This is a genomic window from Bartonella sp. MM73XJBT.G, from assembly GCF_028618435.1.
Classification (GTDB): Bacteria; Pseudomonadota; Alphaproteobacteria; order Rhizobiales; family Rhizobiaceae; genus Bartonella.
In genome coordinates, this window is the sequence record NZ_JAQISW010000004.1 from 16,949 (window position 1) to 30,868 (window position 13,920).

9 protein-coding genes are annotated in these 13,920 nt (G+C 36.5%); 5 read left to right on the forward strand and 4 right to left on the reverse strand.

Features of this window, described 5'->3' with window-relative positions:
- Positions 1-858: 858 nt before the first annotated feature.
- Positions 859-2,235, reverse strand: coding sequence for a magnesium transporter (mgtE, locus tag PVV59_RS03365; protein WP_273754555.1), 1,377 nt, complete (start codon positions 2,233-2,235; stop codon positions 859-861).
- A 653-nt stretch (positions 2,236-2,888) separates the two neighbouring features.
- Here mgtE and PVV59_RS03370 point away from each other — a divergent pair.
- Positions 2,889-4,913, forward strand: coding sequence for a M3 family metallopeptidase (locus tag PVV59_RS03370; protein ID WP_273754556.1), 2,025 nt, complete (start codon positions 2,889-2,891; stop codon positions 4,911-4,913).
- Between the two features lie 164 nt (positions 4,914-5,077).
- Here the strand turns inward: PVV59_RS03370 and PVV59_RS03375 are convergent, their stop codons facing one another.
- Together PVV59_RS03375 and PVV59_RS03380 are read right to left on the reverse strand one after the other, a co-directional pair.
- Positions 5,078-6,154 carry an SGNH family hydrolase gene (locus tag PVV59_RS03375; RefSeq protein WP_273754558.1) on the reverse strand — a complete coding sequence of 359 codons (1,077 nt, stop codon included), beginning with the start codon at positions 6,152-6,154 and terminating at the stop codon, positions 5,078-5,080.
- 15 nt (positions 6,155-6,169) lie between these two features.
- A complete protein-coding gene (locus PVV59_RS03380) occupies positions 6,170-7,426 on the reverse strand; it encodes a lytic murein transglycosylase (protein ID WP_273754559.1) in 1,257 nt (418 codons plus the stop codon).
- A 261-nt stretch (positions 7,427-7,687) separates the two neighbouring features.
- On the opposite strand from PVV59_RS03380, the gene PVV59_RS03385 reads away from it, so the two are divergent.
- Together PVV59_RS03385 and PVV59_RS03390 are read left to right on the forward strand one after the other, a co-directional pair.
- Positions 7,688-8,578: a UTP--glucose-1-phosphate uridylyltransferase gene (locus tag PVV59_RS03385; RefSeq protein WP_273754560.1), complete on the forward strand. Its 891-nt coding sequence runs from the start codon at positions 7,688-7,690 to the stop codon at positions 8,576-8,578.
- Positions 8,579-8,617: 39 nt separating this feature from the next.
- Positions 8,618-9,610 carry an SIS domain-containing protein gene (locus tag PVV59_RS03390; RefSeq protein WP_273754561.1) on the forward strand — a complete coding sequence of 331 codons (993 nt, stop codon included), beginning with the start codon at positions 8,618-8,620 and terminating at the stop codon, positions 9,608-9,610.
- A gap of 275 nt (positions 9,611-9,885) precedes the next feature.
- On the opposite strand, the gene PVV59_RS03395 is transcribed toward PVV59_RS03390, so the two are convergent.
- A complete protein-coding gene (locus PVV59_RS03395) occupies positions 9,886-10,254 on the reverse strand; it encodes a hypothetical protein (RefSeq protein WP_273754563.1) in 369 nt (122 codons plus the stop codon).
- A gap of 266 nt (positions 10,255-10,520) precedes the next feature.
- On the opposite strand from PVV59_RS03395, the gene PVV59_RS03400 reads away from it, so the two are divergent.
- Both PVV59_RS03400 and PVV59_RS03405 read left to right on the forward strand, forming a co-directional pair.
- Entirely contained in the window at positions 10,521-11,906 is a 1,386-nt protein-coding gene (locus PVV59_RS03400) for a sigma-54 dependent transcriptional regulator (protein ID WP_273754564.1), read from the forward strand.
- A 345-nt stretch (positions 11,907-12,251) separates the two neighbouring features.
- On the forward strand, positions 12,252-13,823 hold the full coding sequence (locus tag PVV59_RS03405) for a phospholipase D family protein (protein ID WP_273754565.1): 1,572 nt from the start codon (positions 12,252-12,254) through the stop codon (positions 13,821-13,823).
- The last annotated feature ends 97 nt before the right edge of the window (positions 13,824-13,920 follow it).

The window sequence follows — 13,920 nt, forward strand, 5'->3', positions numbered from 1 at the left end:
ATTCAGATTTAATGCAACTGCATATTTGAGATAAATCATATTTGAGATAAATATTGGGACAATTAAGAACTTTATAAGAAGTTCTAATTTTTATATGCCAGTTTAGAGGAAGAGTTATGATCTGTTTGATCTATTTATGAAAGGGAAATACAGCCTTATTTAGAAAATAATATGAAAATATAAAAGAAAAATTCTTCTCTTTACCGTTATTTTAATTCACATTTATGATTTCAAAAGCATCCAAAAAATTTATTTTAAACCATTGGGATTGATATATTGCCTATATTTTTGCTTATCATACTTTATAGAATGATATGTCTCATGCAAATAGAACAATTGAAAAAGAATACACGTATTATCGCACACTTATATCTTCTTTTAAAGAGAGATACCTTAATATCACTCATCCATTTCATGATGAGACCAATGAATGCTATATATGTTAATGGCGTATTATAAACGCCCTTGTGAAGCGTATAAAGCCCGTTGATCACCTCTATTATTGTTCTCTTAGCTATCAATATTGCGATAGCTTTTGCATTTGAGAGAGGACATAAGAAGTATTTTACTCCTTTCTTGACTCATTTTCATCCACACATCCATCACGCTTGTAACAGGCAAGAAGATGACTTTAATTGATACAATATGAGAATAAGAAGATTTATAATTAAGGTAACTTTACGGTATTTGGAGCTATTATTCGAATACAAAAACGAAGAATTATCATTATAAACAATATATTATCCGTGAAATAAATGATTGCACTAGAAAACAAATAATAGGACTTCTTCTCTTATGGAAAGATCTGAAACGATATGAGAAGATCTTTCCATAAGGGTGTGTTTTTACATCACATGCTTAAAGAAGAGTTCCTGACAAAATGAGGGATGCTACAGAAAAATAGATGACAATGCCCATGACATCAACTAAAGTTGCCACAAAAGGCGCAGAAGCGCTTGCTGGATCAAATTTTAAACCTTTAAGGATAAAGGGCAACATAGATCCAGAGAGGGAACCAAAGGTAACGATACCGACTAAAGTTGCACCTACCGTTGTCGAAACAGCGATCCAATGTTGTCCATAGTCATAGATACCGAGTTGTTGCCAAAGAGCGATGCGTGTAATACCAATAATTCCAAGTAAAAGACCAAGGGATAGTCCTGTTGGAATTTCACGAATAATAACTTTCCACCAGTCTTTCAACGTGAGTTCACGTAAAGCCAGTGCACGGATAATAAGGGAGGTCGCTTGTGAACCGGAATTTCCTCCTGAGCTCATAATGAGAGGAATAAACAATGTAAGAATAATTGCTTTTTCAAGCTCTGTTTCGAAATGTTGCATAGCGCTTGCAGTTAGCATTTCGCCGATAAAGAGTAAAGCGAGCCAGCCGCCACGTTTTTTCATCATTTCAGGAAACTTGATTTGCATATAAGGCTTATTAAGCGCTTCCATACCTCCAAATTTATAGGCATCTTCATTCATTTCATCGACCATAGTATCAAGCACGTCGTCAACAGTTACAATGCCAATGACATGATTATTTTCATCAACGACGGGCACAGAGAGAAGGTCATGGCGCTGGAAAAGGCGCGCAATATCTTCATGATGTGTGAAGGGCGATATTGTAATGGGCGAGTCATGGGTAGGGACATTAAGAATTTGTTCATCAGGTGAGGCAAGAATAAGGTTACGCAGTGAAACAGCTTTGAGAAGAGTTCCTTTTTTGGGGTCAATCACATAGCTGGTATAAACTGTTTCACGCGTTCGCTCGACCTCACGAATGTGATCCAAAGTTTTTTGTATGGTCCAGTTTGAAGGAACCGCTATAAACTCTGTTGTCATCAGTGCTCCTGCTGTATGATCAGGATAACTGGTAAGTTTTTTAAGTTCAGCACGCGTTAAGGGTTTAAGCAAGGCGTAAAGCCGTGTGCGGGTTTCTTTATCCATTTCTTGAAAGACATCTGCAGCAGCATCTGCAGACATGCCATCAAGAATTTCAACAGCACGATTTATGGGTAGAAGTTCTAAAATAGCAACAGGCTGTTCAAGCTCTGGTTTATCAAAAAGTTCGATAACATACTCAAGAGGCAGAAGACTAAGAATAGTTACACGTTCCATGATATCAAGGTCATTGATAATATCAATAGAGTCAGCAAAATGCAGATTTTTTAATTTTTCAGCGAGAGCTTCAGGAGAAAAATTTTTGAAGTCGATGGTCGTTTTGATTTCAGTCATGATAAAATACCTCCTGAAAAATTGGAGAGTTATAAATCTAGATAAGATGACGAGATAAAAAATAATAAAAGTTTACGGAAGATTCGAAAAAAACCTCCCCAACCGTACTTCCAATTGTTAATATTTTAAGTAAAGTCAAGGATAAATTGTAAGTTATAAACAAATTTCTTAAATTACTGAAAGCAAGAATACAGCTTAATTTCAGGATAATATGAAGGCATAAATGCAAAAATCAGATCTCATTTTTACCATCATTTCTTTAGTACAGCTTTGCGATTTTTTAAAGAATCTACAGAAATGTTTTGTAAACAATAGAGATGAAGCCTTTCTTCAAGTGTTTTTATCAACAGGCAATTTCATTTATGATGCGCGAGCAAATAATCTTTATTGCTTCGATATCATATGGTTTAAAATGAAAAAAACCTATGATATTCGAGTTTCTTATTCAAGATAAAAAAACAATAAATTATCATATAAATCAAAGAGTTCATTTGGTAAGTGTAAAAATTCTTATTTTTATTGATTTCATGAAGCTAAAGATATTCCTGATTCAATAGAGCTTTGAAAGGTATGAAATAGTCTTAGTATATTATTAATTTGTGTCGTAAAGATAATTGTTGCAGCTTAAATTTATAATGGAGACATAAAGTATTATGATAAAATCAGCAGCGCTGGATTGGAAAGGATTTTCAGGACTTCCTGATTTTTCTTCTATAAGAGATGAAGATTTCAAATCTGCTTTTGAACAGGCATTTCAAGAAGCCGAAGAAGAATTAGAGGCGATTGCGATGGTGCAAGATTCACCAACGCTTGAGAATTTTTTGCAACCTTTTGAGCTTTGTGGCAAAGCGCTTGATCGTGTCTGTTCAATATTTTTCCTGCGCGCCAGTGCTCATACGAATGCATTGATTCAACAGCTCGAACAAGAGTTTGTTGTAAAACTTTCCCGTTATTCTTCAAAAATGATGATGGACGCGCGGATATTTGCAAAAATAGATACACTTTATCAACAGTCGCAGCAGGGTATATTTGAGAGTGAAACAACACGCGTTCTTGAATTATGGTGGAAAAAGTTTGTTTGCCATGGTGCAAAACTAGATGATAAAGCTCAGAAACGGCTTGTAAAAATTAATGAAAGACTTGCTTTTTTAAATACTACTTTTGGGCAGAATGTCTTAAACGATGAAGCTGAATGGATTCTATTTTTAAAACAAACAGACTTATCTGGTTTACCGGAAGATCTCATTGCTTCAATGAAGGAAATTGCCTGCGAAAGAGGCCATGAAGAAGCTTATGCATTAACACTAGCACGCTCGATTGTTGAACCTTTTTTAAAATTCTCTGATCGTCGTGATTTGCGTGAGGTTGCATTCCAAGCTTGGGCTAAACGTGGCGAAAATAATAACAAGAATGATAATCGAACCATTATTTTAGAGATTGTTGCGCTTCGAGATGAGCAAGCTAAATTATTGGGATATAAATCTTTCGCAGATTTGAAACTCGATAATACCATGGCTAAAAGTGTTGATTCCGTAATGGATTTGCTTATGCCTGTATGGGAGCGCGCAAGAGCGAAGGCTTCTGCTGAGCAAATTGAATTACAAAATTTTGCCAACAATTTGGGCAGCAATGAATCTTTAGCGGCTTGGGATTGGCGTTATTATGCTGAAAAGCTCCGCACTGAAAAACTTTCTTTCGATAGCGCTGAAATTAAATATTATTTTCAACTTGATCGTATGATTAAAGCGGCTTTTGGGGTAGCAGAAAAACTCTTTGGTATTACCTTTGAAGAAAAAAACGCTGTTGCACTTTGGCATCCTGATGCACGTTTGTGGGAAGTAAAGAAGTCTGATGGAAGTTTACTTGGGCATTTCATTGGTGATTATTTTGCACGTTCTTCAAAACGTTCTGGTGCATGGATGAGCCAATTGCAATCACAGCATAAATTGGATGGTGGTCAAAAACCAATCATCTACAATATTTGTAATTTTGCTAAACCCTCTAAAGGGGAGGTGGCACTTTTATCACTTGATGATGCACGGACACTTTTCCATGAATTTGGGCATGCATTGCATGGTTTGCTTTCGGATGTCACATGGCCCTCTGTAGCGGGAACATCTGTTTCACGTGATTTTGTTGAACTTCCCTCTCAACTTTATGAACATTGGTTAACCGTACCAGAGATATTAAAATCTTATGCTATACATACAAAAACAGGACATCCAATGTCCCAAGAGTTAATCGATAAAGTTTTAACGGCGCAGACATTTAATGCGGGATTTTCTGCGGTTGAGTTTATCTCATCAGCTCTCGTGGATATGGCTTTTCACCAAGGAGAAACAGTCACGGATCCAACAATTTTTGAACATAAAGAATTAGAAAAGTTGCAAATGCCCGATACAATTATTATGCGTCATCGTCCTTCACATTTTATGCATGTGTTTGCGGGGGATGGTTATGCTGCTGGATACTATTCTTATATGTGGTCGGAAGTACTTGATGCTGATGCTTTTCAAGCGTTTGAAGAAACCGGTGATGTCTTTAATTCAGAGCTTGCTGATCTTTTAAAGCGTTTTATTTATTCTGCTGGGGGAAGCCGCGATCCAGAGGAACTGTATAAAGCTTTTCGGGGACGGATGCCTTTACCAGAGGCAATGATGAATAAACGTGGACTATAAGCTATAACGACATGGTTAATACCATGCCGTTTTCATATTATTCGAAAGATGCAGTTGCGATTTATGAAAATCTTCTCTTCAATTTATGGGTCTGTAACAGTATTTTTTATCTTATTCTCTTTTCGTTTTATGGGGAAAATGAGATTTTGTATTTTAAACAGACATTATGGGGAAGAAAAATTATCAGCGCGATCTTTTTGATGCCCATTTAGCGGAAACCATGATTTTTTTATAAAACTTGATTTTCTTCTGCCTAAAAGGTGGGTATTTTGTTGTACGATATCATCGAGGCTCATCGGAGGTTGACGCATCATCTCACTTGACTCTTGTTTCTCTGATTCTTGTATAAGCTTTTGAATAGTTTGATCCGTTGAGGATGATCCGTCATGAGAAAAGACAGGAAAATTTAAAATATTTTTCAATGGTTTTTCTAAATAAGAGACAAGTTTTTCCTTTCCTTCAGCGGTGAAATGCATGCCATTATTGGTGCGTAATTTGGCTATTTTTCCATGGATATCATAGCCTGAAAAAGAAAAATTCCCTTCTGCATCACTAAAGCCACTCCAGATATCGAGAAAATATCCTCCTGCTGCTTCTGTTTCTTGTTTGTAGAGCGCATTAAAAATTTTCATTTTTTGTGTCAAAGTATCATTTCCAAAAGAAGGCTGACCTATCCATATCCATGATTTTCCAGAGGAATGAAGATTTTCAGTAATTTCGGTAATTCTTTGTTTGTAGATGCGCATCCATTCTAACTGATCTGTGTTAATGATGCTATAAGAGTCTTTGATGGGTTGATTATCATTTGCACCGATCATCATGATAATAACATCGGGGTTATTTTGTTCAATAAGTTTAGAAATATTGCTTTGCCAAGAATAATAATCTGTTCGCACGAGACCGGAAGCCGGCATTGTATTATTCATGATAACGGTATTGCTATTATCGGCAAAAAACTTCTTAAGGGCATCGGCAACAGCAGAAGCTGCAAAATCTCCTATGACAAGAATGCGCTTTGCATTCTCATTTTTCAGTTTTGGTATGTTTTTTTGTGTTACGATTTTTCTTCTCGGCTTGTCTATTCTTTGTTCTATAATTTGCGGAGATTGTTGTGTCTGTTTGTTTTGTTGTGACAACCATTTGAAGAAGTTGGTTGCTTGACTTGGGGAGGGCTGTATGATCCCCACAATAGAAAGTAAAAACAGCAAAAACATCAAGTATATCGGACGAAAAAGAGACAAAATCTTAACGCTCCATTATTGTTTACGAAGGAGAAAAAGCACTTGAGATGATGGATATCCATTTGTTTTTAAACCGTGATGGAGCTGAAAAGCTTTAATTGCTTTGCGGGAGGCAGTTCCGATTTTTCCATCAATATTTCCTTTATAATAGCCCAGTGCACTTAAGCGGGATTGCAATTCTTTGCATTCTTGGAAGGTAAGGGGTTGAAAAGGTCTTTGCCAATCATTGACTAATCCAGGATGTCCAGCAATACGATCAGCAAGAAGGGCAACAGCAAAAGCATAACGATCTGCATTATTATAACGTTTTAGAACAAAGAAATTTTTTGTGACTAAGAATATAGGTCCTTTGGCTCCATCTGGATATTTTAATATTGCTTGTTCAACTAATGGAGGAAGAGGATGCCCATTGGCGTATTTTACACCTAATTTTTTCCATTTTTCAAAGGAATACCAGCCACTGGGAAGATTTTTCCCTTGGGGAACTTTCACCTCTGCTCCCCAAATAAGGTGTGGTTGCCAGCCATTTTTGTGGAGAAGATTAGCAGCAGTAGCCAAAGCATCTGGAACAGAGGTCCAGATATCACGCCGCCCGTCTTTGTCCATATCAACAGCATAGGTGAGATAACTGCTCGGAATAAATTGGGTATGTCCCAAAGCACCAGCCCAAGATCCAGTAAGTTGAGAGCGTTTAATTTCACCATTTTGTAGAATTTTCATAGCAGCAATCAGTTGTGTATGGGCATATTTTGCACGTTTTTTATCGGCGTAGGCTAAGGTTGCAAGCGAGCGAATGGTATCACGCATGACACTTTTATTGGCTAAAATTTTCCCGTAATTGCTTTCCATTGACCAAATAGCAAGCAGAATATTGCGGTCAACACCAAAACGTTCTTCAATTTGAAGAAGCCATTTATTCCATTTTTTTGCTTGGCGCCGTCCTTCGACAATTGCGATATCATGGACACGATTATCGAAATAATTCCATGAGGGTGCAACAAATTCCGGTTGATAGGCGGCACTTTTTAAAACTTTTGGATCAATAATATTAACACCTTTAAAAGCCATATGAAACGTAGAGGGGGTAATATTGTGAGCAATAGCTGTCTTTTTAAATTCTTTAATCCAGTGCTTAAATCCGCTATCAGCATATGCAAAGGATGCAAAAAACATTAAAAAAGCAAGCAAAATAACGAGAAAGCCGGTGATAAGCATTCTCCGATTTATTGACACCTCTAAAAAAGAAAAAGTCTTCAATTCTGTTTTTTGCATTTTGAAATCCCCATTAATATTCAATTTATTAGATGTGCAATAACTTTATTTTGTATTTAGTTTAATTGATAACATGATCAAGAAAAGGAAAAAACTGCAACAAATAATTTGTTTAATCCTTTCAATAAATTCTCATATTCTCTTTTATATTTTTGATTGCCCATTATAAGGATAATCAAAACAATAAGATATCTTTTTTACCATTTCGTAAAAATATATGATAAATAAGAAGGTTATATGAATTCATTGAGGAGGGTGAATTTGCATAAAATTCGGAAAGCAGTATTCCCCGTAGCAGGTCTTGGTACGCGTTTTCTTCCTGCAACAAAAACGGTTCCTAAAGAAATGCTAACAGTTGTTGATAAGCCTGTTATTCAATATGTTGTGGATGAGGCGCGGGAGGCTGGCATTGAGCATTTTATTTTTGTGACTGGACGCAACAAAGCAGTCATTGAGGATTATTTTGATGCGCAAGTTGAATTATATACAACGCTTGCTGAATGTGGAAAAAAAGAAGATTTGGCGCATTTATACCGTTTACAGCCGTTGCCAGGGACAACTTCTTTTACGCGGCAACAGAAACCTCTGGGGTTAGGGCATGCGCTTTGGTGCGCGCGTGAATTGGTTGCGGGCGAACCTTTTGCTTTGTTATTACCTGATATGTTGATACAAGCAAAAAAGGGGTGTCTTTCTGAGATGATGAACCTTTATGAAAGAACGGGGGGTGGAAATATTATAGCAGTTCAGGAATGCTCTCCTAGAGAAACCCATAAATATGGTATTGTGGGGAAAGGCAAACAGATTGCCAATGGTTTTGAAATTACAAAAATGGTAGAAAAACCAGCGCTTGGAACGGCACCATCAAATTTATACATCAATGGACGTTATATTTTGCAGCCAGAAATTTTTAATATTCTTTCCACTCAAGAACGAGGAGCAGGAAATGAAATTCAACTAACAGATGCGATGATAAGGCTTTCAAACGAACAGGATTTTTGGGGTTTTCAATTAGACGGGCGCACTTTTGATTGCGGTTCTAAAGCTGGTTTTATTGAAGCTAACGTTGCTTTTTCTTTGGCACGTGCTGATATGCACAGCCATGTTTCTGCCTCATTGAAAAATTTACTAGAAACTATTAAAGTTGAACAATGATGTAGATCTCTCATTTAATTTTATTGATTGAATTTGATTATGACAATACCATTTCCTCATAGGGCTTTGCAGGGGGCTGTCGCATCAGCGCTTAAAACATTTGCCAGTGAAAAGCAAGGGCTTGAAGCACTTGAAGCAGCTCTTCTTGGCAGTCTTTCATCTTCTTTTGAAGCAGCTGTTCAAACCATTAGAAATGCTCCTGGACATGTGGTTATTACGGGTCTTGGAAAAAGTGGTCATATCGGGACAAAAATTGCAGCAACCTTAGCTTCAACTGGAACACCTGCTTTTTTTGTTCATGCTGCAGAAGCCAATCACGGTGATCTTGGTATGATTGGATCTGATGATGTTATTCTTGCTTTATCATGGTCTGGTGAAACGCAAGAATTAAGTGGCATTATGAGTTATGCAGCCCGTTTTCGTATTCCTCTGATTGCCATGACATCAAGTGAGCTCTCTGTATTAGGACGACAAGCTGATATTGTTCTCTTATTACCAAAGATAGAAGAGGCTTGCCCTCATGGTTTAGCTCCTACAACTTCAACAATTATGCAATTGGCAATGGGAGATGCATTAGCAGTTTCTCTTTTAGAAATGCGCGGTTTTACCAAAACCGATTTCAAAATATATCATCCTGGTGGTTCTCTTGGTGCAAGCCTTAAATACGTGTGTGATATTATGCACAAGGGTGATTGTATTCCTTTGGTTATGCAGGGGACAGCTATGACTGAAGCTATGAATGTTTTGGTAGAAAAACATTTTGGTTGTGTTGGTGTTATCAACTCAAAAGGTGAACTCATTGGAATTGTGACTGATGGTGATCTTGCTCGGAATATTCATTTTAATTTATCAAAATTTAATGTTGATGAGGTGATGACCAAAGCGCCTAAAGTTGTAAAGCCAAATACACTTGTTGGTGCAGCAATGGCTTTTATTAATGATCATCATATTGGTGCATTTTTCGTGGTTGAAGATAAAAAACCGATAGGAATTGTTCATTTTCATGATCTTTTGCGCATTGGTGCTGCTTAGATTAAAGTTTCCTATCAGATAAAATGTTATTTTAGGCTAAAATAGATGGAACGATACAAAGTTATAATTTTATTGTGAAGGGGCTTTTTGCTGATCTTTTGTGAAAAAAAGAATGATTATTTTACGCATTTTTCATGTTTAGAAAACTCTACAGACAGAGATTATATCAGTCTCTTTGCATATTTTGGAGGGGATTTTCTATCAGGAGGAGAAAGGATCACCTCCTGTTTGATGCATGTGCTCCATCTGTTCTTAGGTTAAGAGAAGCTTTACTTTTACTTTGTTGAAGATTTCCGCTTAAGGAAAAACTGCGCTCCTGTAGGTGAGGTGCAGAGAAGTTGTGTGGCGTCATATGACATTGTACAATTGACTCTAGAAATTGTTCCACGGAGAATAGAGCGTATTTCAATTTCTATATTTTGGGCATTGAGATAATTATATACTCCTTCTGATAGTTTTTCTTCTGTATCTGCTGCACGCGTTTCAAAAACACCATTGTGGAAAGAAGAAATAATACCATTCTCATCGACCCATTTTCCATCAATTCCAGTTGACATATTGGGGTTATAATATTGCGAAAATCCACAGGCGCTTAATAGCAAAGCGGTGATTGTAAGACATAAAATATGATAGGTATGTTTCATTTATTTCACTCTAATTTAGATTATTTTGCTCTCTATTTTTTATAAAATTATTAAATTGAGCCATGAGTCAATATGAAAAATTTGATGAAAATCAATGAAAAAGCAAAAAAATAGAAAAAAATGCCTTAATGTTGTATTTAATTAACAGCTTAATGAAATGTGCAAGTGAAACACAAGAGGTGAAATATTTCTTATGGTTTACAACAATTTTTACATTAAGCTGCTGAATAGTCTCATGAGTAGTCTCAAAGGAGATTATTGACATTATGGTTGGTCCTATTCTTGTTGCGAGTGAAGATTATGGAAGACGTATAGAGCTTTCTGCTATGCTCCGAGGTTTTGGTTACCGTGTCATCGAAGCAGAAAATGGCCTCCGTACAATTGATCTTTTACACAGACGTAAAAACATTGTGCTTGCACTCCTTGATGTCGTTATGAGTGATTTGAGTGTAAGCGATTTGATTAAAATGATTAGAGTTGCTGGTGTTTCTGTTCCTATTGTTGTGATAGCACAACAAGAGAATCAGGATTTACTTCAGAAAGCCTTAACAGCTGGGGCTATTGATTATTGGATTCATCCAGTAACATTATTACGTGTAAGAGTTACCTTGGATCTTCTTGCCCTTATTTCTGCTTTAGAGCATGAGGTTCGAGATATTCGGCGAAAGAAAGAGAATCATTTATGTTTTTCGGATCTTTGCATAAAAAGTAAAGCGATGCAGATTGTTTTAGAGCAGTCCAGAACAGCAGCAACGACTTCACAGAATCTTTTGATAGAGGGTGAAGTTGGAACAGGTCGTGAGACTTTAGCTCGGATTATTCATCATGAAGGTTTATTCTCAAAGGGCGTTTTTATTCGCTTTCAATGTTCAGCGATTGTTGATCCAGAAGAAGAAAATCAGCATTGGTTTAAAGAATTCCTCCCACTCATTTCTTCGCTTGAAAATGGGACACTTTGCCTTTGTGATATTGATCGGCTTGAACCCATACAGCAAAAACGGTTTGCTCATTATCTTAAAGAAAGGGAAAGGGATACAAAAGGAGAACTTTTTCCTTTTCGGATCATTGCTATTTCAACATCACGTTTAAAGGATTTGGTTAAAGAGAACTTTTTTTTGCATAGTTTGTTTGAACAATTTTCTCATCTATCAATTAGCGTTCCCGCTTTACGAGAATTAAGGGATGACTTTCCAGAGATCACACAACGCTTGATCGATCGCATCATAACAGAAACAGGACGATCACATGTCCATGGTTTAGCAGGATCAGCTCTTTCCTTGCTTATGCAGTATGATTGGCCTGGCAATAGAAATGAACTTGAAAATTTTCTATTTCGTGCGATTTTACTCAGTGAAGGACCGTTATTAACTGTTCGAGATTTTCCCCAATTAATGGGAAGTTCATTAATGAATGTTCCAAATATCATTGAGGGTAATATGCAAGAAGATAATGAGCAAGATTCGATACAATTTTTGAATACTGATGGGCATGTGCGTACTTTTGCAGAGATGGAACATGATATTATTGAGAAAGCGGTTAAACATTATAAAGGGCATATGAGTGAAATTGCACGCCGCCTTCATATTGGTCGCTCTACACTTTATAGAAAAATGGACGAATTGAGAGCCATAAGAAATCAAGATCAAAAGTAAAATTCATAATAAATCATCTTTTGATGATAAGCATGATTTTCAAAAAAAATAGAAGTGCTTTTGATAAAATTAGTGGGGGGCATTTAAAAGAAAACAATCATTTATTATAAATTTTATTGGACTATTTTATTGTTTGTTTCATTTTATACATTTATTAAAGCTGAGAAATATTTTTTTAAGCTTTTAAATATTGTAGCTAAAATTTTTACGTCATGGATATTAAATTTATACTCTTTTAAGCAAGAAGTGGCATTTTATCTGCTACACGGTTAAAATAAAATGATTAAGTATTGTAGTTCGTATCACGGGTGATGCGATAGCTTAAAAATAGAAAGTTTATCTTCTTTGACTCTTTTACAGATTGTTATTGGTTTTATTCTCTTTTTTTTTATTGCATCTATGTTGACAATTTACACCTATGGGCGTTTTGTAAAAAGTGCTAGGGGAGAGTCTTCTTATGCGTTGCCTATTCAGAAGGATGAAACCAAGCTTGATCGTATCGTTAGTCAATTGGCTGAGGAAGAAAATGGTCTGGGGGTTAATAAAGATGCCCTTTCCCTCATCATCAGTAATTTGGATGCGTTTTGTGTTCGTTCAATGGGTGCGGCAGAAGCGGGGCGTAGCCTTGATCTGATGTATTATATTTGGGACGATGATTTAACGGGGCGTTTATTATTAAGTGAAATAGTTGAGGCTGCTGATCGGGGCGTTCGGGTGCGACTGCTGTTGGATGATATTAACGCTCAGGCACGTGACCCAGCTTATATTGCACTGGATAAACATCCTCATATTGAGGTGAGAGTGTTTAATCCAGGGCGATCGCGTAAAGGTGGTTTCCGCCGCGGTTTAGAGATTATATTACGGGCAATTACTGTAACACGTAGAATGCATAATAAAGCTTTTATTGTTGATGGCAGGGTTGCTTTTGTAGGAGGACGTAATCTTGCAGATTCTTATTTTGATGCTGCTGAAGAATCTCATTTTCGAGATTTAGATTTGATGTTAATCGGTCCCTCCGTTAAAAAGGTAGAAAGTATTTTTGATGATTTTTGGAATAGTGCTGTTGTTTTGCCAATTCATACTTTGGTTATTCCTAAAGGCGCAAGCGATCTTAGCTATTGGAAGGATAAATTACGAAAGTTTCGGGATTCTAAGGTTGCAAAAGTTTATTTAGATTATGTCAAAGAGCACATTAACTTTGATTGTTTTATCCAGACAGGAAAGCGGTTATTTTTAGCTGATAAAGTTGTTGTTCTTTCTGACCCTCCAGAAAAAGCATTACGTAAAAAAGCGAGCAATTGGCTTATGAAGGCCCTTTCAAAGGTTATTGGAAATGCCCAAAATACGGTTCAGATTACTTCACCTTATTTTGTTCCTGGTAAAGTTGGAACGCAGAATTTTAGTAATTTGGTTTCAAAAGGTGTTGATGTCAAAATTCTCACAAATTCTTTGTCCGCGACCGATGTAGCATTAGTACATAGTGGTTATGTACCGTATCGTAAGGCTTTGTTAAAAAGTGGTGTTAAGCTTTATGAATTAAAAGCAGAAGGCAATCCCCATGGGTTACGATTGTTTCGATCGAGTAAGGCAAGTTTACATGCCAAAGCTTTTTTAGTTGATCGTAAAACAGCTTTTATTGGATCTTTAAACTTTGATCCCAGATCAGCAGCGCTCAATACAGAAATGGGCATTCTTTTTGAATGTGCTCCCATTACAGCAAGACTAGATTTGTTGTTTTGTGAAGAAACGACGGGCGAAATGAGCTATCATCTTCGTCTTGGTAAGGATAATCGTATTTATTGGGATTTTATTGAAAATGAAAAAAAATATAGCATTGATTATGAGCCAGAAAGCAATTTTTGGCGTCGCGCATTTGCAAAAATAATAAGTTGGTTACCGATTGAATCACAATTGTAATTTTTTATAAACCACACTAAAAAAAATATTTATTTTTCTTTTCATTTTGTTTGTAGCATGGCATAATTTTTTGCCAATCTACCCTATGAGAACCGCA